We start from the raw sequence: 20,167 nt of genomic DNA, 5'->3' as shown, positions 1-20,167 counted from the left end.
AAAAGCTCTCTTGCGAGAGCTTTGGGCTATGTTTACTCTTAATTAGTTTTTTAAAATAACTTTTAGAAGAGAGGGAAAGTTATTGAAATTAACTAGTTAAGAGTAATTTGGAACTTTTCAGATTGTTTTTCCTGAATGGCATTTATTCGACTACCGGATTTAAATTTGGGATCGATAGCACCTTTTCGGGTACGGAATAATGTTACTGTTGTGTCGCATGGCTTTGTTTTATCCAGTGCGTCATCATCAAAGCCTGTTAATTCACTCAATAGAATTTTATATTGCCCACCAGACTCTAGTATTTCAGATTCGAAGCTTATAAGGCTTGAGTCGCCAGTAGTCTTCGTACAAAACGATTTAAACTCGAGAAAAAGCTTGGTATTGATGTCACTTTCCTCTCTCCACTCGACCAAAATGTTATCATTACGGTTGAATCGTTCAGAAACTGGAGAGTAAAGTTTTATTGGTGCAGGAAGTTTCACTCTAGAGGTTAATTTTTCATTCTCTTTATCACGAATAAATTCAAGTGTTAGCTCAGAGTTTTTTGCAGTTGCTGTAAAATAACCCTGATAATCGACATCGAATAGGTCGCTATCCTTTACCAATATCTTCCTTTCATTACCGAGTGTTGCTCTAACACTATCACCATCAGAAAGAATGACATTCGCACCAGAACTACTATTTAAATTGAACTCAGTAACAACCCGGGAGCCTTCACCATTTGAAGTAACACGAATATCTGCCCAAATCCCTTCTGTTTTTACTACATCTGATTGTGTTGATTCGGTTGAACAACCAACTAATGAGGCAATTATTATGCTACTTGCGATAACGCTGAATCGCTTCACGAATATTTCCTTTTCTTCAATATGTACAAAAATAGTGTAGCGTTATTTTAATGTTTCTAGAACAGGGTTTTACAATTTATAACAATTTGCTTTTTAAATGTATGAAGCACTACGTAAGTGGATATCTAAAAGAAATTATGTAAAGGAGACGTCCATGTCTCTAGTAAACGCCGATATACTATGTCGCAATTGTGTATGTAAAAAGGATGAGGCCGCAAATGATACGACTGAAATCAAATGGGTTGGCTTAATTCAGCATCGGAATGTAAAACAGCTCAGTTGTGTTAAAAGTAACAACATAAACACATCATTTTTCTGTTACATTATTTGTACATATTATGGGTTCATTCAACTCATAATAAAGTAAGTGAACGTGAAAGACATCTGTAAACTTGCTGGTTTGACTTTGATTGGTATTACCACACTAAGTGTTAATGCCGGAGAGACAACACTTAAGTTATCAAAACCAAGCGGCCTGCCCTCACCGGTGGAGTCTGCTCGCTCAATAAATATTGGCTCAGTAGCCGACAGTTTGTTTTCTGATCTGAGGAGCTTTGAGCTAGAAACTGAATCGGGTATGCGTCGTGATATTGCAGGCATGAGTAAAGTAAAAAGTATTTATGCGATAGACGTTGATGCCAAGCGAGTGTCAGCAACCTTTTCGGGAACAACTAACTACAAAGTAAAGTTGACGCTCAAGAATATAAACTTATATGCCAAGGTCAAATTTTCCGGCATTGATATCCTTTGCCCCAGCGTAACCGTGACGGCATGTTTAAATAACCTAGCTCCTACCGCGACATATAATTACTATACAGGGGCTTTGGAAGACCTTGCGATTAACTATAATCGAAAGGTTGATGCAAGTTGCTCAACGGAATTATTTTCCATACCAGGCGTAAGTATATTTGTTGATTACTTTGCAAGTGATTACGCAAAAGCGAAAATTGATGATTTGATCAAAAGTAATTTAAGAAAGTTCAGTGAGCTAGAGCAGCCAGGGGCATTGTTTGGAATGCAGAAAATTTTAGCGGATAGACGCGTATCTGCAAATATTAGCAGTGCTGAACGAGCGTTAAATATCGATATTGAAGAGACTATTGCTAACTTGGTTACAGGTATGAATGTTTATATTGATTTAAAGCGTGATGCAAATGGCTATGGCAAACATTTTGCTCAAATTGGAGTTTACCAGAGTACTCCGACTATAAATTCTTCTTGGGTAGGTAACTTCAGTGTTGCTGCCAACGGTGCGAATCGTATAAATAAATACGCGTTAACAAGCGGTCGCTGGCATAGCAGTGATTGGACTCCAGGTATTTTATATGATGGGCAGTTTATCGGCGCGATTGCGTTTAATCGAGTATATGGCGTTGCGAGCTATATGGGCCAGAAACAAGTCACAATAAGTAACTGCGGTAAGGCGTGTGAGTAGTTTATATATGTAGTAGCTAATGATAGAGCTAGGAAAGCTCTATCATTTTATAGACTTTCTACGAGAATTGCTTTTTGGTTTGCTACATAAATCCAGCATTGTTGTCCAGAAACAACAGTTGCCGAAATGCGCTGATATTCATCCACTTCGTACTCGTCTGCTTGAGCTAATTCAGCTTCAGTGATTAAAAATACAGTGCCCTCGACTTCATCCTCTACATTACCTGTCGCGATTAAAATGGGATGAATATCCTTTTGGCTACTGGCAATAACAGCGGGATCAGTTATTTTAACTTGGCCAATTTTAAATCCACAAAGTACCGCTTTCTCGCCTTCTAATCGTCTGCCGAACGTATCTAGTTGCACTTGCTCCTGTTGCAATGTGCCGTACGAAAATAATGCTTGCATTACTTAATTCTAATCCGTTGTTCTCCTGTTAGGTCTAAGTCTAAGCTGCGACATTTTCTCGGTCAATCAAGATCTTGCGGTCTACCCATATCGGACTGACTATAATCACATACGCCTTGTGGATAAATTTGTTTAAGTGTGGTGAGTTGTGTTGAGATATCTACATCCCCGTAGATACCTTTGGCAAGCGCCTCTTCAATCGATATTTTATGACACTTAAATATATCACCAGCCCAGTTTGCACCGGCTTGAATTCTGCTGGTAGAAAACATCGGATATCTAGCGGTACAGGTCCCTTGCGGCTGGTTATTCCAGATACCATTAAACACTGCGTTGCCGCTGGCGATGACTTTACCTTGTTCGTCGAAACACGTATCAGCAAGTGTCTTCGGTTTTGCGTCTGCAACGGATAAATTTGGCTGTGCTTTGAGGTTGAGTAACCATTCATCCATTTTTTCAAATGCGAGCTGAGTTGGATTAAACGCTTGATGTGCGACCCAAATCACTTGATTCTCTGGGTTTGAATCTGCGGCGGACATTCTCAATCGAGTATAAAATGAAGCAGACATATGATGCATATCTAGCTCATTCTCAAGATAATGTCTGGCGTCAATGATGGGAATATCAACTTTGCCAATAAATACCTGTCCAGAGCGGTACGCTTTTTCCATCGCCGCGAGGCTGCCGCTGTGCCTTGGTGCTATACCATTGTCATCTGGCGTGGTGATATTATGATTGCCCCAAAGTGTTAGCCATATAGGTACTTTGTGGCCAAACGGCAATACAATTTCTTCTTGTTGCATTTGGTTTTGAGGTTTCCATCCGCCTATTTTTTTGTTGAGATCAATAAATTCTGCCATCGTGATCTGCTGAGCCTTTAATGCTTCTAGTCCATATTGAACGCCTTCGTTATCCCAAGTGCTTAATCCTAAGCCTGATTGGTCCGTGCCAAATACGTTGGCCATGTCCTGCCAGTAACTCCAGTTTGTTCTCTCTACTACTTCATCCTCATAAAAGGCCCTTAAAAACCCTTGTCTTGGATTATTAATGAAGGTGGATAACCCGAAATAGCCATTGATACATTCACTATTGCCATCAGGAAAGGAGGGCACAAATCCTGACATTAATTGGTTGAGTGGTTGCAAAAAACCAGCTCTTTGTGGAAAGTCATTGATTGCATTCATGCCTTCAATATGCCGGCGGCGGGTCCAATCACGCCATGCTTTTCTGTCATTAGCTCTAAAGGTAAAGTAGTTATTTAGTAAATCACAATCTAACGCGTAAGTGGTTTGGGTGATCATATCAGGGTAACTATAAAGTGGGATAAGGCCGTCTAAGATCCCTTGGCTATTTTGTGCAATCAAATATTGTGCGAGTCCACCGCCAGAGCCGCCAATTCCGACCGTATAGAGCGGCTCTCCGTACAAACTAGTAAATTGCTTTTTCACCCGTCTTGCAGTGTCTTCGGCCAATAACATATTGTAGGTGTAGCTGGTTTTATTGCCACTAGAGCTTATAACTGCGTAGCCAAGCTTTAACTGCTCAAGTTGTCTATCTATCACACGCTCCGGTTTTTGCCTGCCTTGTCTAAAGCCAATCCCAGAACCACCATTAAATTGGTAGATAAGTCGGTTATTCCATTGAGACTTAGCCTGTCTATCACCCATTTCGTCAACTGTGATTGGCATTACTATGGTGTAAATGAAGCGATTTATGGTGCCTTGCTCGACGCGTAAAAGTAAGTTTGTGCCTATCGCTTTATTTCCCTTGCCTAACGGCTTGATTTGATTGTCAGAGGTTATCGCAAAGTAGCGTAACCGCGTTTTTGCCATGCAATCCTTACTAAAACCAAGTATCTGGTTTGATTGCTCATCCATCACCGGCACACCGAGTCCGGCTTGGTTATCTATCTCTGGTTGACCAAGGCCAGAGTCCAGAGTCATACAGTAAAAGGGATATTGGTTAGGGCCAGAGTATAGGTTGGTATTAGGACCAATATCTCCTATTGCAATCGGAAATACGAAGGTATCGACGGGTCTTTTAACTTTTGAAATATGCGGATAAAACTCAAGAATAGGATTACTTTCGCTGTTTGCTATTTTTTCTACGCTGTATATTTCTTCTTGCTCACTCGTTAGCCAAAACCAATAACCACAAGCGCCAAGAATAATCAAAGATAATAATGCGGTGAGCCAAGAAAATAAGGATTTCATATTAGCTCCTTCGAGTGCTAGGCAAATGGATAAACGGATATTATAAGTGTAGGACTAGATCATCGTAGTGTGGTTATTTGTTTGTTATTTGAACATGAAATTATTGCGTTAGGAATTAAAAATCATCGCCTAAGTATTTAATCTCAATAGTTTTAATTGTTTTATCCTGAACCTTTTCTAAGAGCGACTCGATACGCTTCGCCATAGCTTGGTTAGCGATGTTGTATCCCATAAATTGCTGCTCAGAATGAAAAGGACGCGGTAGAAAAGTGACTTCGAGTTGATGGCGGCGGATCATCTCTAAAGCCCACACTTTATCGACTAAAATTGCATCAACTCTATTGTTATTGAGTACACTAAAAAACTTTTTGCCGTCGTCATGGTTTTGCTCATAAAATGAACGGCTGACAATGGCTGCGTTGATCTTTTTCAGCCCTTGTACAGCCGCTTCCGGGTAGCTGTAATCCTCTGAGATCATGACTCTAGGGGCGGCAAGTTGATAAAAGTCATCAGGGTTGCTGAAGCGACCTTGTTTTACCGCAAGAGAGAGCAGCCAGGTGGTGAATGACACATCAATAATTGGAAAACCATCGGCTTCATCTACATGTAAGGTAAAGTCAAATGTACCATCGGCAACGCCTGCTAAACAGCGACGATAAGGAAGTTCATGAAATGTCACTCGATAGGGAGTACCAATAAGTGCTGATTTAATTATATCAACCTCTATGCCTCGAACTTGTTTTTGCTCGTTAACAAAGCTATAAGGCCACCACCGTTCAAAGCAAATATGTACCGCACGACTATCCGTTTTTGCCAGCGCGTTGGTACTAAGTAGGGCGAGTAGCAATAAGAGAACAATGTGCATCGGTGCGTTCATCCTAAATTACCTTCTATAAGCGTAATGATAGATTGGAAAAAGCGCAACAAAAGAACATATTATGGGCGTTTCACGTTCATACACAAATCAATTCAATGTGGTTGCTATTAGCAGGCCTTTGTATAAAGAAGTATCAGGATACTCACTGCACTCTATTTGTGTAATGAAAATGATTATCATATCAATTGTATTTTGTGTTGCTGAAAATATAACATTCGCTATAATCTTAACCTCACCTTAATCCTCAATCTAATTGTAAAACGGAGTTTTACCTTGTTAAGTGTGTTTTTTGTCGCTCTTCTGAGCCTTTCAATTACGTTAATTTATTGCACAAACAAGCATCAGCGCTTGTTAAAGCGACCTCTGCCAAACAATGCCAGATCTGCTGGCTACATTCTTCTGGCAATTACATTCATTTTTGCAATACAAATTTTTGCTGGTGCAGCGGTCTTATTTAGTTGGCTTATCGGTGTCATGGTGCTTACCGCGCTTATTCCTTTCACTATTTTAATACTTTTTAGGAAATCACAATGAGCCGGTTGTCACAAGCCGAAAAGGTTCAACCCGATTGGTTAGGTAAAACGCTGGCAGGCATTATTTTAGGTCTAGCGTTGAGTTTTGGCCTAGTTGGACTTTTCGCTTGGCTTGGTAGTGACGGCCTAACCCAAACTATAAGTATCGAGAAGCACAGTTGGCGCACCCAGTTCAATATGTGGATGGTTTCACCGATTTGGCTGTTAATTTTAAGTTTTGTATTTATGTTCAAAAATTATAAGCAAGCAGTACTTTGGTTGGGTGGGGCGAATGTCGTTGTGTATGTATTATTGTATTTTGTAAGAGGGATGGCATGAAGATCCGTGCTGATATTTTAAGGATTTACCAGAGCGTTCATACTTGGACGGGGATCACCACAGGATTGCTGCTGTTTATCGGATTTTTTGCCGGTGCTATTACGATGTTTACAAGTAGTATCGATAAATGGGCGACTCCCCCATCTCACCAACTGTCGCAAGTAGAAACCACGCAGTACGATGAATTGCTCCGACGTGCTTTTGTGCAATATCCAGAGTCACAAAACGCGATTAAAGTCAGTTTTGACGAAGGACAATCTCCCATTACGTGGTATCAACAAGGTAATGCGAGAGGGTTAAGCTTAGATAAGCAGCTATGGCATGGCACATTGAATGAGTCCGGTGAGCTTGAAGCCCATACCAGCTATATCAATGAGCTGTCGTCATTGGTTGATTACCTTCACCGCAGTGCAGGTATTGTAGGTGAAATCGGTCACGACCAAGCCGGAGTTTATGTACTTGGAATAGCTGCAATCTTGTATTTCGTAGCATTGGTATCAGGGGTGATCTTCTTATTGCCAACCCTAGTGAAAAGCTTCTTTGCGTTAAGAGACAAAAAAGGGGCAAGCCGTTTTTGGTTAGACACACATAACTTAATTGGGATCACCAGCCTACCGTTTCATATTATTATCGCGATTACGGTGATCGTATTCGCATTTCATGATTTCTTATACGATGGTCTAGGCAAACTTTACGGTGATAAGCCACTATTTGGGCGTGAAGCGCCGTCAGCGGTTGAGTTTAAAGTTGAGAACTTACCCAGCATTGAAGAAATCATGGAAAAGGCACATGCTTATGCACCTGAACATCAAATTAAAGAAATTACCCTCAGTCGCTTAAATAGCAAAGGACCTTCGGCTTCTATACAACTCGTAAGTGATGAGCACTTAATGCGCGGACCTAAAACTGACTTTTTGTTTATGAATCCTTATACGTTTGAGATTTCTACAAGCAGTGTCATGAACGGCGAGCAAGGTATCTGGGGGGCGGTGGTTACCACGTTATTCGGTCTTCACTTTGGGAGTTACGGTGGTGAATTTGGACGCTGGGCTTATTTTATTATGGGGATTTTAGGAGCAGTGCTGTTTTATACAGGTAACTTATTGTGGCTTGAGAAGCGCCGTAAGCAGAAGCAGCCGGAGCAGTCAAAATCAAGCCGAGTGATGGGTAAATTGACTATTGGCGTGGCAATGGGCTCATTATTGGGTGTAGCTGCCGCGTTTGCTGTAACAAAATGGGCCGCCTTGACCACAATGAACATCAATGTTGTGTATATGTGGGTCTATTATCTGTGTTTTGGTTTTACCTTGATTGCAGCGTTCGTTATCGGTATGAGTAAAACGGCAATTTGGTCACAAAGAGCGATTGCCATTTTGTGCTTCTCGTTGCCACTGACTTCAATCATTGCGTTTACAATCCCAAGTCTAGGTATTTGGCCAGCGACAGCTTGGTCTTCTGTTGGTTTGGAGTTAACCGCTATGATCCTAGGTGTTATTTTTTGGCGAATGGCAGATAAGACAAAGCATAGAGCTTACTATGGCGAAGCCAATAGCATTTGGTTTATTGGTCAGCATCAAACAGAATGTGAATTACAAACGCAGTCTGTATAAAAAACACGTAGAAAGGGGCGAGTAGCTCCTTTTTACTTACAAAGTGTCATCTATTTTTTCAAATCTGATATCCTACTCATTTTGCAATTCTCTACGGAAAAATTATGGAGCTTACAGCCTGGTTAAGTCTTGCTGCTATTTGTGCTTTTGGTGCGATGTCGCCAGGCCCAAGTTTAGCGGTTGTCTTGCGTTATAGCCTATTTCATAGTGCCAAACACGGTATTGTCGCAAGCCTTGCGCATGGTTTGGGAGTTGGAATTTATGCCAGCCTAGCAATCTTAGGGTTGTCAGGGCTTATTCATCAATTTCCGTTTGTATATCAATTTTTGGTTTACGGTGGTGCTGCCTACTTGGCATGGATGGGGATAAAAATCTTAATGAGTAAGAGCCAAGGGTTGGCGGTATCACAGTCTCAAGCAGCAACGTCGTATGCCAAAGCTGCGCAGGATGGTTTCGCAATTGCATTTTTGAATCCGAAATTGGCTATTTTCTTCGTCGCACTCTTTTCGCAGTTTATCGACCCAGAAAAGATGACTTTAACGGTAGGTTTTATCATGTGTATCACCGTGCTAACGATAGATGCGTTGTGGTATTTTATTGTCTCAATTTTGAGTGCTTCAGCAAGAGATAAATTCGATTTAACGGCTAAGCGTGCTGTGATTGATAAAATACTGGGCTGTGCCTTTTTACTGCTCGCCATGCGAGTGATTTACCAATCCTTGTAGCTTGTTGCTCAACTTTTGCTTAGATTGCTAGGCGGCAAGTAGAGCGCCGCGACCAAAATCCACTCAGAGGAACAAAAGTCAAACAGCAAAGGTCAACAGGCCCTAATCTAACCCTTTGCGCTGTATGTAGTTATGAAGAATAAACGCTTTGAGTTTTTCGTTATCGGTTTTATTCATTGCAAAAGATACGGCGAGCTCCAGCGGGCTTGCTACTTTTATAGAGTGGACATTTGCAAACAGTGGAATAGGGTCGGCAAGATATAATTTAGCTATCCGACTGATCAGATTAATTTGGATTGCATTTGCTTGATAGGGAAAAGTATTAATCAGTCCACCGGATTGGGATATGGAGACCATATTAAACGGCATCATTTGAGGGGATAATCTAAACCTGACCGGCGTTGATGGGCAGGTACGCCAGCTTCGCGGTGCACTAGAGTTAGCGGCTTCCACGATATTAGGTGCTTCTAAGTTGTTGTCTAAAATCTCCATCAATGCCGATAGGTCGCTAAGTGGAAACTCGACCTGCTCGTTGGCATTTTTGGCAACGAGACTAAACTGAGAACTATTTGAAATACTCGCAAGTAACTTTTTAATCTCACTGTGAGTTTGCTGTTTTTGATCCCTAGCTTCCGGCAATAGCGAGTCTGCAACGCGATTACCGGCTAGGGTTCGGTTAATGAATTGTAATTCTTCCTTCGTCAATTTCATGATTAAGCACATCCATTGGGTGGTTGATATTTATACAGCAAGGTTTATACCAAATTCCGCTTTCGTTGCTACTGCGGCGTTTCTTTTTTAAGTACGGGCTTTGCAATTTGTTCAGCAGTAGACTTGTTGCCATTTAGCCTTCAAATAGGGCAACCTAACGTACCTAAGCGGCAATGAATTGCCCATGAAGCTGTACGAGTTATTTAAGAAAATGAAATATTTCCATGTTCGGTGGCTATTGATATCAATTCATCGGCTGATTGTTGAAAATATTTATTTGGAATAATGCTTGCAAAGGTCTAGCACCGAAATTGTTTTTTAGACTTGCCCAATGCCAACGTTTTTAACTGGACATCAAGTATCGCTGATTGAGCCTACTTCATTGAACTTTTCACCTGTAGAGCGAGAGAAATTAGTGATCCCGAGCGCTCATAATCAGCTTACAGCAAATGACAATCACCTTGCTGCTGGTGGGGGGCGTGCTCACACCTTTAAACAAAACTTTATGAATGCCATGAGCAGTGGCTCGTCTAGCGAAACGTCGCAACATGACAAAAGTGAAGCGTTACTGCAGTTCCAATTTGCGGATCATGAAGTACTATTCGACTTTACAAGCATCGCCTCTCAAGATGAAGCCGCTTACGAAAAGCTCCGAGCGTTGCTGGCTGATATGATGACAAGGCCTGTAAAGGTTGATATCAGCAGTAAAGATCAAGCGCAGCAATTACTGTTTAAAAATTTAGAGTTAGATTTTTTAGCGTACAAGGAGCTTTCTGAGCGGCTGGAAATGTTAGCAAAGCTTGACCATGAAACTGAAAGTCAAAAAGCATTGGCACAGCAAGATAAAGATCGCATTCGTGCGGTAATTGCAAGTTTACATGCACGCCTAGAGAAGGGCCAAGAGGCGTTACTTGGTGGAACAACATTAAAAGCGTTGGATGTAAATCGCAAAGATTTTGAGCTTGAATTAGATAGCCTATTTACCAGTGTTGGCTTTGATTCGGATATGCCAGTAACTGGCGCGACTTGATTGCCGTGATCATTATTGTTTGCTGGGATCTGCACTTTTTACTAGGTATAAAATGTAGTAGCCCATACCCGAATCTCACCGTTTAAAAAGAACGGGATTAGACTGTTCCTGAAAAGCGTTTTGAGCGAACAAAAGACGCTCGTCAACGTTACTTTTGTTCTACAAAGCGCACGTTCCACTAACTCATTTATGCCCCAAAACAAGCTAGAAAATTTTGCTCAAAGGGCTGACAACACCGTTTGCGCCTTGCTGTAAAACATGGGTATAAATCTGAGTGGTTTTAACGTCTGAATGGCCTAACTGAGCTTGTACTGTTCTAATGTCTGCCCCACTTTGTAACAGGTGTGTAGCAAAAGAGTGGCGAAAAGTGTGGGGCGTTACAAGCTTAGTAATATTTGTCTGCTTAAGCGCATTTTTCACCGCCTTTCTAACACAAGTATGATGAAAATGATGGCGCCGGATCTCGCCAGTCTCAGGGTCGGCGCTTAATTTATAAGACGGGAATAAATATTGCCAAGCCAGTGACTTGTTAGCCGATGGATATTTACGAGCCAACGCGTTTGGCATCCAAACACCTGCATATTGCTCATTCTGTAAATCCAACTTTAGATACTCTTCCACCTGAAGTATTTGGTTCCTAAGTAATGGGATCAACTCAGCAGCCAATGTAACAATTCGATGCTTGTTGCCTTTTCCATTCCATACTTGAATACATTTATAGTCAAAATCAATGTCCTTTGTCCTAAGTTGCACAGCTTCCATAACCCGCAAACCACTACCGTACATTAACCCTGCAATTAGGTAATACCGTTTGGACAGATGACTCATCAGTTGTTTTACTTCATCTGGCGTCATCACCACGGGTAATTTGGGTTGTTTTTTAGAGCGAACGAAATTCAAGTTTAGAGAAAGCTCATTCTTAATGATGTGTTTGTATAGAAAGACTAATGCATTTAATGCAGTTGCTTGAGTTCGAGGCGCTACATTACCTTTGAGCACTATATGATCCAAGTAAGTTGTTACCTCATTATCTCCCATTGAAGCTGGGTGACGCTTATCATGAAAATGAATATAAGAACTTATCCATTTTAAATAAGTTTCAATGGTCCTAAGCGAGTAATGGCGGCTTAACATGTAATCAGCAATTGAGTTCAAAAATGGCGAACGTGTTTTCATAAAGACTCTCTTTGAGTACTGTTTTTATATACAGTTATAGTGAAATTTCTCCCATATTCAAGAAAATGAGCAATTTGCGCATTTTTTGCCTTAGATCAGTTTATTAACCAGCAAATATTTTTATAGCTAGCAAAAGGTTAGTAAGTTTGATACAAACGTAATAGTCAGAAAAGTAAGCCATTGCGTGGTAGAAAAATGCGCGATTTGCGCACTATTAAATTGTTATACGCACTTGACGCGTTGGTGTCACATTAACGCCGGTGAATGTCACATAGATGACGTATCAATAGAGGTATTTTCTTACGATAATGATTAAGGTTTTTATCTTTTAGGAAATAATTATGGAAATGCAATTAGACATACAGAAATTAAAGAAATTAAGAGAATCCAAAGCATGGAGTCAGTCTCATCTTGCTGATGTTTCAGGAATTAGTTTAAGGACAATTCAACGTATTGAAAAATCAGGAATAGCATCACAAGAATCGGCCCAGTCGATTTGTTCAGCATATGACATCTTAGTTACTGATATTATTGTTAATGAAGATATACAGGTTAATATAGGGCCTACTTTCTTAAGTGTGGCCAGATATAAAGTCGAACACATGAATATAAAGGCAACTATATTGTCTTTTTTTATAGCATTCATAATTGCTTATTTCTGGTCAATTTAACGTGCGTATAACAAGCTGTTAAACAAGGACAAAATACAGTTGGCTTTTGTCACTTCGTTCCAATTTTAGCCAACTTTATTTTGCCCGTTAACAGGGCGTTATTCTTAATCAAATAAAATCAGTGGGTTATGGTTTTTCTTTGTCCCCTCGGCTGGTTGGTTTTGAGTTTGTCGGCAAGTTGGCTTCATTGGGCGCTGTTTTCCGGACACCTATTCTTTGGCGCTGGAAACTCAGAGAATTGCCTCAATCAGTTTTCGGGCAAGCACGAGGTTAGGGCGGTTGGCTCAATCAGCAATATGATCTTAGGTTGTTCAGTTTTTTCTACCAAAATTCAAAGTCTGATTTTCAATAGTTATTGATGACACCCACCGTTATTTGTATCTATGCTAAAGAAAAATATGCGACACCCATCACTATTAACATCAAAGCTGAGGAGGTGAAGTAAAAATAGTTATTGATGACACCCACCGTTATTTGTATCTATGCTAAAGAAAAATATGCGACACCCATCACTATTAACATCAAAGCTGAGGAGGTGAAGTAAAAAAAGTATGAAAGCACAGCCGTCACTTTGGCCAAAAACGTTTATCGATAGGTTATTTTTTAGCGCTCAAGCGTATCTCTACACTAAAACTGAGTTAGCGCGCACGACAACGCGCTGTAAATACAGCAGTAAGAAATTCTAGCGTTGAGAATGTGAATTTTGCTAAGCCAGCAAGCGTTCGCAGTTTGTTAGGTTTGTCCGTCGTCGTTTTTGCAGTGTTTCACAGTAAGCGGTTATTGTTCGCTTTCGACCAACAGCACCGTGGAATACCCGAGAAAACTGCGTAGTGAGTTTTATCCAGTTCTCCGGTTCAATATTTAATCGAGTAAGAATGGGTTGTGACTCAAATATATAGCCTCGCTTGTCGGCGCGAATACATTGGCCTGTGAGTTCAACCAACTCAATATAGGATTTGAGCTCGAAAGGCAGTCCTTTTGGCATATGTTTTCGTGGGCTGCCAGCAAAGCGTAATAGACTTTTTGGTTGTTTTCCCAGCTTTGCATGGTCTATGCGTTTTTTGATGCTTGTGTGGTCTGAGATTTCAGGCGTTGCGGCAATTTTGGCTCTAATGGGGTTTAGGTCTACGTAAGCGAGGCAGGCAGCCAGTGCAGCTTCATCCAGTAGTGCTTGGGATTTGAATCGTCCTTCCCAAAACCGACCTGTGCAATTATCTTCTTTATTTGCTCGGCGGGCGATATCTTCGTTAAGTACCCGCATTAACCAGCAAATATTTTTATAGCTAGCAAAAGGTTAGTAAGTTTGATACAAACGTAATAGTCAGAAAAGTGAGCCATTGCGTGGTAGAAAAATGCGCGATTTGCGCACTATTAAATTATGAATCAGTGTTACCAACAACGAGGAATGTAGTATGAAATTGGACTCTCAGGATAAAATTCTATTAAAAGTATCTCTTGAAAAAGAGTTGGATAGAATTAATAAGCAGTTAACTGAACATACAAATGATTATTCAGGTAAATGGAGCGATTATAAGGAAAAAGTAAAGTGGGACATCATTGCTAACCGTGACAAAGTAGATTCTTTGCTAAAAAAGGTAAACGAAGACAACGGTTCATTATCCTGGTGAAATTCATAACACATATGAACCTTATCCGGTCAAGTAAGCATAACGATTCTTTTTAGCTGCTTTTAAGCAGCTAATTTGTATTGGCAACGCTTAAACCTGTTCAGCTTAGTTATGTCGGTTAGCCGTTAAATCGTTTACGGCAAACACATATAGGGGCGTTACGCCGTAATCTCTTATTGCGATTTCATCGCTGCCTAAATCAGTCGATACAACTTATCGTTTAGGGCCACTAGACATTCATCGATTAACCTTAATCTTGCGCTACTCAAGTTATTGGCGTTTACGTATTTCTCGACGTCAAAATCAGCTTATCGCGCACGGCATGAGGGAGGCTACGGTTAGCGCAGCTTGAGGCGTTATTGCTAAAGCCTTTATTTGGTCCAGCCAGCAAACGTTCACAATTTGCTAGGTTTGTGCGCCGTCGTTTTTTGAGTGTTTTACAATAAGTGGTCAGTACTCGCTCTCGGCCATTCTTCAATGAATTTCTAAGTTACCCAGTTGCTTTTAAAAAGCTTGTGCCAGCGTATCACAATGGCTTTATCAGATATGCGCTTAGCCTTTTTATCATCAACATGCAAAAACAAACTTGATAGATAAACAAGCTCTTGTGCTAAATAGCCTAAAGTTAAGTAAATTTTACGCAAATTATACGGCAACGAAATTTCGACAAGGATAGAATAAAGACATAGCGCAAGTTGGAGTCACTATGTTTTCCGAGAATGGATTTATTGCCAAGAACGAGTATCTCGTTAGTTTTCTGGTTTTGCTGTTAACCAGCGCGTTTGCCGTTGCTTTAGACTCGCTGTTACATTCGGCGATCAGTGTATTGTTGGTATTGCAGTTGGGGGTTGTCGTTGTTTCTCTCATCGCAAAACGTTGGATGGCACTGGGGGTGGCGATTGTTAGCAGTCTAGTGTTCAACTTCTTCATCACAGAGCCCAGATACACGCTTCATATGAATAACACCGAGGACGTGGTCAATTTAGTGGTATTTATCGCGGTGGCATTAGCTACCAGCTATTTATCGAGCTATATCAAAGAGCAAAAGCAGCAGCTTTTAGTTGCGAATGTGCGCTCTAATATCTTGTTGTCGGTTTCTCATGATTTACGCACACCGCTCGCTGCGGTGATGGGAGCGCTCGAAACGCTAGAAACCTATCGTGATAAGTTAGACCAAGATGAGCAAAATGAGCTGTTGGGGTCGGCACGATCAGAAAGCCACCGTTTGTTTCGCTATATCGAAAATATCTTGCAAGCCACCAAGTTACAGCATCAAGGGGATGAGCTTTCGCTGTTGAAGCAACCAACGTCAATTGATGTATTGATCGATAACGTCATTTTGCGGCTAGGTGCGCCATGCGTCTCGAGAATGCCACAGAATATGAGTCCAATTCTCACGATACAAGCTGCACTCATTGAGCAAGCCCTGTTTAACTTAATTGAAAATGCAGTCACCTTTAGTCCCGATGGAGAGCGGGTTGAGATTTCCTTTGGAGAAACGCAGCAAGCGTTGTTGATATTTATTCAGGATAATGGTCCTGGGATCCCCGTTGCTCGGCAAAAAGAAGTCTTTACAGCCTTTAGCTCGTTTCGACAAAGCGCCAGCAAAGACGGTGGCAGTGGCTTAGGGCTGAGTGTGGCGAGAGGTATTATTCGTGCGCACGGCGGTGATATTCGCATTTTGCCCACGACGCAAGGCTGCACAATGGAAGTTAGTTTGCCAAAAGAGGAGGCGCATTGATGACTCACACCATTTTATTGATTGACGATGAAGAAGAGATCCGTCGTTTTATCCGCTTAGCATTAAAAGCTGAAGGGCTGAATTATGTGGAAGCCAGCACCGGAAAGGAAGCCATGTCGGTGCTAAAAGGTGAGCTGCCAGACTTAGTAATCTTAGATCTCGGGCTACCAGATTTTGATGGATATAGCATTTTGAAGAAGATCCGAGAAACCAGCAAGCTACCAGTATTGATCTTAACTGCACGAGATCAAGAAGCTGAGAAGATTAAACTGCTGGAGGGCGGCGCAAACGACTACCTGACGAAGCCTTTTAGCATCAAAGAGCTGGTGGTACGCGTCAAAGTGCTATTAAGAGATTTAGTACCGAACAAACGCTTGCTCGCCATTGACTATGGCAAGTTAATGATAGATCTACAAAAGCATCAAGTCATTATGGATAACGCACCATTAGCACTATCGAAAAAGGAATTTGCACTACTTAGTATGCTTGCACAAAGAGCACAGGAATTAGTCAGTCAGCAAACCTTATTAAAGCAAATTTGGGGCGAAAGCCATGTGGAAGATAGTCACTATTTACGGATTGTGATCAGCCAGTTACGTAAGAAACTCAGTGACGATGCTGCTACACCAAAAATCATAGAAACTGAGCCCGGGGTTGGTTATCGGTTTTTACTTTTACCGCTCAATAAGCATTTCTCATAACGGAGTATATAGAGGTTGTTATGGCACAATTTGTAGTTATTGGTTTAGGTCGATTTGGTTTTGCGGCTTGTTTGGAATTAAAGCGGCTTGGAAACAAAGTGATAGGGGTAGATAGTCGCGAACGTGTGGTGAACCAAGTTGTTGAGCATATTGATTATGCCACCTCTTTGGATGCGACCGATGAAACGGCATTACGCCAACTAGATATTACGAGAAGCAAAGCGGTACTGGTCGCCATTGGTGAAAACCTAGAAGCGAGCATTTTATGTGTACTGTCGCTAAAGAACTTAGGCGTTGAGCAAATTTGGGTTAAGGCCAGCTCAGAAGCGCATCATACAATTTTATCCCGTTTAGGCGTAACACGTGTGATCCACCCTGAGGAAGAAATGGGGATCAAGGTTGCACAAACACTAAACTACCCCATGGTCAATCAATATATGCAGTTGGGGCATGGCTTTTACATGGTGGAAGTCATCGTGAATAAATTAAGCTGCGGACAGTCTTTGGCGACGCTATTAAAGCGTGCAAAGGGCGAAATCAAGGCTGTGTTAGTGCAGCGCGGCAAAGCGTGTTATACCAATCCGGCTGAGTCATTTTTGATAAACGAAGATGATAAAGTGATCCTCAACGGTCAGTTAAAAGCGTTAAATTCTATCGCGTTAAAATTGGGGGCGTAATGAAAACATGGAGTCCCCACTATTACCCCTATCCAAATAGCAAGCCCAAAGCCCACAAAAAGCCGCTGAGGTTAAGCCCCCCAGCAGTTCTGTTTATTGGGTTTTGCGGGCTGATAGCTTTAGGTACTATGTTGCTGTTGCTACCGATAGCACACACCCAAGACATCAACGTGATGCAAGCGTTATTTACTGCAACTTCCGCGGTAACGGTGACAGGACTTGCCGTATTGAGTACGCCAAATGATTTTACGACCTTTGGCCATCTCGTTATTGCCAGTCTTATTCAAATCGGTGGACTGGGGTTTATGACCATTACGGTTGTGGTGCTGCGGGGGATGGGGCAGCAAATGGACATTAGTAAACAACTTATCGCAAAGGAAAGCTTTGGCATTGCTCGATTTGATCAGTTGGTTGATACAGCCAAATGCGTATTAGTTTATGCGCTGATCATCGAATCGATTGGGTTTACCATTTTGCTTGCCCATTGGTATCAAACGCTACCGCTTGGTGATGCGATAATGCAAAGCTTCTTCTACACTATTTCGGCTTTTAACAATGCGGGATTTGCATTGCATGATGACAGCCTAACCAGTTTTCGTGGTGATTGGGTCGTTAATCTTGTGATATCAGGGTTATTTGTGATTGGCGGACTTGGATTTGTGGTGTTGATGGATGTAGTGAAAAGACGCCGTTGGAGCCGGTTTGGATCTGCCACTAAGTTAGTCTTGATAGCAACAGCGGTGTTAAATGTGCTGGCATTTAGCTTATTTTGGCTTTTTGAAGCAAATAACCCAGAGACCCTTGGAAACCTGCCGTTGTCTGAGCAAGTGATCACCGCCTGGATGCAAGCGGTGACGCCACGGACAGCGGGCTTTAACAGTATCGACTTTGCGCTGGTGAATGACGAAAGTACCGTGCTGACCATTTGGTTAATGATAATAGGGGGCGGCTCTATGAGTACCGCCAGTGGTCTTAAAATAACCACGGTGGTGGTGCTATTAATGGCAACTTACGCTTATCTGAGACGCAGAGATCAAGTCGCTATCGGACACAGACAGATCTCGCCTGAAACGGTATTTAAGGCGCTTAGTCTCACCGTGGTGTACTTTTTTACCGTGATGCTGGCAACCCTTATTTTAACGATTACCGAGCAGGCAAATTTAACGGATATCACGTTTGAAGCCGTGTCGGCATTAGGCACGGTTGGCTTGTCTCGAGGGATCACGGGCTCATTGTCTGAACCCGGTGAAGCGGTAATCATCTTTTTAATGCTGATTGGACGCTTGGGGCCGTTAACCTTTCTATACTTGATCGCTCGCCCGAAACGGGAGAATTTAAAGTATGCAAAAGCGGAAATTCAGGTAGGATAAGCAAAAAAATAACGGAAATCATGATGAAGTATCCCAAACCGTTGAAAGCGGGCAGTAAAATTGCGATCACGGCATTCTCAGCGGGCGTACCTGCTGCTATGCACGCGAGATTAGACAACGCTTTGGGTTATCTCGCGCAACAAGGTTTTGAACTCGTGGTTGGTGAATGCCTGCGAGATAACCACAACTACGTTAGCGCGGATGTCAAAACCCGTGCTAATGAGCTTATGGGATACTTACTCGATGACACAATAGACGCGATTATGCCGCCATGGGGCGGTGCAATCGCAATGGATTTACTGACTTTACTTAATTGGGAAAAGTTGGCGCATGCTCAGCCAAAATGGCTCATCGGTTTCTCTGATGTCAGCACTTTGCTGAGCGCAGTGACTTGCAAACTAGGCTGGGCAAGCGTGCATGCGACTAACCTTATGCAATTAAATGCCCATCAACAAGACGCATTAACGGTTGGACTTTTTGACCATTTGAGGTGTGCGCCTAATGACTCTTTTACGCAATTTCCCTCGACACATTTTGAAGCTGAGCCACTCAATTTTGTTGATTTTCCCGATGCTGGATTTAACTTGTCCGCGAGGACTCAATGGCGTATTTTGGCTAATGGCAATCATCGGCAGCAGTTTGCTGGTCGATTATTAGGCGGCTGTTTGGATATTCACATGCTATTGGCTGGTACGGAATATTTTGATCTGGACGCTTTTTCACAGGCGCACCCTGATGAGTCAATTATCTTATATTTTGAAAATGGCGAAATGCCGCCAGCGGCATACTATCGTGCGCTGCAAAGTATTAAATTACGAGGTTGGTTCTCGAAAGTCGCTGGAGTTTTGATTGGTCGAAATCCAGAGCCTCTGGCAAAAGATAGCGACTGGACGCACCTAGATGCATTGCAAAAAGTCTTTACTGGTTGTGATTTCCCTGTGCTGTACGATGTGGATATAGGCCATCAAGCGCCGAATTTAACGCTTATTAACGGCGCATATGCCGAAGTGACATACGGCGATACCTTTTCAATTACACAGACATTAATATGAATCTAGAATATAAAGTCGGCTCGATAGATGACCTCCTTGCGATAGAAAACCAAATTCCTGAATTTGCCACACCAAGAAAGGGTGAGGAAGTCGTAGACAAGCTGCGAGATAAACAACATTTATTGCTGGTGGCGTACGCGCAAGGCAAGCCTGTTGGATATAAGCTGGGCCACGAACTACTAAACAACGAGTTTTATAGCTGGTTAGGCGCGGTCATCCCCGAATATCGCGGCAAAGGTATTGCCAAGCAGTTGTTGGTGATGCAAGAAACTTGGTGCAAAGCGCAAGGCTATAGTGCCATTAGAGTAAAGTCGAGAAACCTATTCAAAAACATGCTATTGATGTTAATAAGCCGCGATTACCAGATTGTAAAATGTGAACAAATCAACGGCTCATTGGATTGCAAAATTCACTTTTATAAGCAATTACAAAAAGCCTAACCTT

The 20,167-nt window shown here is 41.9% G+C and carries 19 protein-coding genes and 2 pseudogenes; 13 read left to right on the top strand and 8 right to left on the bottom strand.

The features are described 5' to 3' along the window. Nucleotides 1–92: 92 nt before the first annotated feature. Nucleotides 93–848 (bottom strand): hypothetical protein, encoded by a 756-nt coding sequence (locus JJQ94_RS01355; protein ID WP_099028548.1) that lies wholly within the window; start codon nt 846–848, stop codon nt 93–95. A gap of 373 nt (nt 849–1,221) precedes the next feature. Between JJQ94_RS01355 and JJQ94_RS01350 the strand changes: the two genes are divergently transcribed. After that, a complete protein-coding gene (locus JJQ94_RS01350; RefSeq protein WP_099028550.1) occupies nt 1,222–2,283 on the top strand; it encodes a hypothetical protein in 1,062 nt (353 codons plus the stop codon). A 47-nt stretch (nt 2,284–2,330) separates the two neighbouring features. Here the strand turns inward: JJQ94_RS01350 and JJQ94_RS01345 are convergent, their stop codons facing one another. The 3 genes from JJQ94_RS01345 to JJQ94_RS01335 all read right to left on the bottom strand — a co-directional run bounded on the left by JJQ94_RS01345 (nt 2,331) and on the right by JJQ94_RS01335 (nt 5,780). After that, entirely contained in the window at nt 2,331–2,690 is a 360-nt protein-coding gene (locus JJQ94_RS01345) for a gamma-glutamylcyclotransferase family protein (protein ID WP_099028551.1), read from the bottom strand. Nucleotides 2,691–2,752: 62 nt separating this feature from the next. Continuing rightward, complete coding sequence (locus JJQ94_RS01340) at nt 2,753–4,903, bottom strand: DUF6351 family protein (RefSeq protein WP_099028552.1); 2,151 nt, start codon at nt 4,901–4,903, stop codon at nt 2,753–2,755. Nucleotides 4,904–5,018: 115 nt separating this feature from the next. Beyond that, entirely contained in the window at nt 5,019–5,780 is a 762-nt protein-coding gene (locus JJQ94_RS01335; protein WP_236596466.1) for a substrate-binding periplasmic protein, read from the bottom strand. Nucleotides 5,781–6,310: 530 nt separating this feature from the next. On the opposite strand from JJQ94_RS01335, the gene JJQ94_RS01330 reads away from it, so the two are divergent. From JJQ94_RS01330 to JJQ94_RS01320, 3 genes are all read left to right on the top strand, one after another. Further along, nucleotides 6,311–6,631: a hypothetical protein gene (locus tag JJQ94_RS01330; protein WP_099028554.1), complete on the top strand. Its 321-nt coding sequence runs from the start codon at nt 6,311–6,313 to the stop codon at nt 6,629–6,631. Continuing rightward, a complete protein-coding gene (locus JJQ94_RS01325; RefSeq protein WP_099028555.1) occupies nt 6,628–8,241 on the top strand; it encodes a PepSY-associated TM helix domain-containing protein in 1,614 nt (537 codons plus the stop codon). Before JJQ94_RS01330 ends, JJQ94_RS01325 begins: the two co-directional genes overlap by 4 nt. A 104-nt stretch (nt 8,242–8,345) precedes the next feature. Then, on the top strand, nt 8,346–8,966 hold the full coding sequence (locus JJQ94_RS01320) for a LysE family translocator (RefSeq protein ID WP_099028556.1): 621 nt from the start codon (nt 8,346–8,348) through the stop codon (nt 8,964–8,966). 102 nt (nt 8,967–9,068) lie between these two features. Here JJQ94_RS01320 and JJQ94_RS01315 read toward each other — a convergent pair whose 3' ends face one another. Next, nucleotides 9,069–9,677 (bottom strand): hypothetical protein, encoded by a 609-nt coding sequence (locus JJQ94_RS01315; protein ID WP_099028557.1) that lies wholly within the window; start codon nt 9,675–9,677, stop codon nt 9,069–9,071. Between the two features lie 331 nt (nt 9,678–10,008). Between JJQ94_RS01315 and JJQ94_RS01310 the strand changes: the two genes are divergently transcribed. Beyond that, nucleotides 10,009–10,707 carry a hypothetical protein gene (locus JJQ94_RS01310; protein WP_099028558.1) on the top strand — a complete coding sequence of 233 codons (699 nt, stop codon included), beginning with the start codon at nt 10,009–10,011 and terminating at the stop codon, nt 10,705–10,707. A 204-nt stretch (nt 10,708–10,911) separates the two neighbouring features. Here JJQ94_RS01310 and JJQ94_RS01305 read toward each other — a convergent pair whose 3' ends face one another. Continuing rightward, on the bottom strand, nt 10,912–11,883 hold the full coding sequence (locus tag JJQ94_RS01305; RefSeq protein WP_099028559.1) for an integron integrase: 972 nt from the start codon (nt 11,881–11,883) through the stop codon (nt 10,912–10,914). 341 nt (nt 11,884–12,224) lie between these two features. On the opposite strand from JJQ94_RS01305, the gene JJQ94_RS01300 reads away from it, so the two are divergent. Then, nucleotides 12,225–12,554 (top strand): helix-turn-helix transcriptional regulator, encoded by a 330-nt coding sequence (locus tag JJQ94_RS01300; RefSeq protein WP_099028560.1) that lies wholly within the window; start codon nt 12,225–12,227, stop codon nt 12,552–12,554. 706 nt (nt 12,555–13,260) lie between these two features. On the opposite strand, the pseudogene JJQ94_RS01295 reads toward JJQ94_RS01300, so the two are convergent. After that, nucleotides 13,261–13,830 (bottom strand): annotated as a pseudogene (locus JJQ94_RS01295) (transposase); the annotation flags it as partial. 136 nt (nt 13,831–13,966) lie between these two features. On the opposite strand from JJQ94_RS01295, the gene JJQ94_RS01290 reads away from it, so the two are divergent. Beyond that, on the top strand, nt 13,967–14,182 hold the full coding sequence (locus JJQ94_RS01290; RefSeq protein ID WP_099028561.1) for a hypothetical protein: 216 nt from the start codon (nt 13,967–13,969) through the stop codon (nt 14,180–14,182). Between the two features lie 488 nt (nt 14,183–14,670). Here JJQ94_RS01290 and JJQ94_RS24055 read toward each other — a convergent pair. Further along, nucleotides 14,671–14,766: pseudogene (locus JJQ94_RS24055) on the bottom strand (transposase); the annotation flags it as partial. A gap of 122 nt (nt 14,767–14,888) precedes the next feature. Between JJQ94_RS24055 and JJQ94_RS01285 the strand changes: the two are divergent. From JJQ94_RS01285 to JJQ94_RS01260, 6 genes are read left to right on the top strand one after another with little or no spacing between them, the layout of a single operon-like run. Next, the gene (locus tag JJQ94_RS01285) at nt 14,889–15,923 is read left to right on the top strand and encodes a sensor histidine kinase (protein WP_099028562.1); all 1,035 of its coding nucleotides are present in this window, start codon (nt 14,889–14,891) and stop codon (nt 15,921–15,923) included. Beyond that, the gene (locus JJQ94_RS01280; RefSeq protein WP_099028563.1) at nt 15,923–16,624 is read left to right on the top strand and encodes a response regulator; all 702 of its coding nucleotides are present in this window, start codon (nt 15,923–15,925) and stop codon (nt 16,622–16,624) included. The genes JJQ94_RS01285 and JJQ94_RS01280 overlap by 1 nt, the downstream gene beginning before the upstream one ends. A 20-nt stretch (nt 16,625–16,644) precedes the next feature. Next, the gene (locus JJQ94_RS01275; protein WP_039494977.1) at nt 16,645–17,301 is read left to right on the top strand and encodes a potassium channel family protein; all 657 of its coding nucleotides are present in this window, start codon (nt 16,645–16,647) and stop codon (nt 17,299–17,301) included. Then, nucleotides 17,301–18,671: a TrkH family potassium uptake protein gene (locus JJQ94_RS01270; RefSeq protein WP_172439876.1), complete on the top strand. Its 1,371-nt coding sequence runs from the start codon at nt 17,301–17,303 to the stop codon at nt 18,669–18,671. The genes JJQ94_RS01275 and JJQ94_RS01270 overlap by 1 nt, the downstream gene beginning before the upstream one ends. 20 nt (nt 18,672–18,691) lie before the next feature. Continuing rightward, on the top strand, nt 18,692–19,723 hold the full coding sequence (locus JJQ94_RS01265) for a S66 family peptidase (RefSeq protein ID WP_236596465.1): 1,032 nt from the start codon (nt 18,692–18,694) through the stop codon (nt 19,721–19,723). Continuing rightward, nucleotides 19,720–20,163: a GNAT family N-acetyltransferase gene (locus JJQ94_RS01260; RefSeq protein ID WP_099028565.1), complete on the top strand. Its 444-nt coding sequence runs from the start codon at nt 19,720–19,722 to the stop codon at nt 20,161–20,163. Before JJQ94_RS01265 ends, JJQ94_RS01260 begins: the two co-directional genes overlap by 4 nt. Nucleotides 20,164–20,167: the final 4 nt, after the last annotated feature.

It is taken from the genome of Pseudoalteromonas sp. GCY (assembly GCF_016695175.1).
Classification (GTDB): Bacteria; Pseudomonadota; Gammaproteobacteria; order Enterobacterales; family Alteromonadaceae; genus Pseudoalteromonas.
The sequence above is the reverse complement of the archived record's forward strand: the minus strand, read 5'-3'. Positions and strand labels throughout refer to the sequence as shown.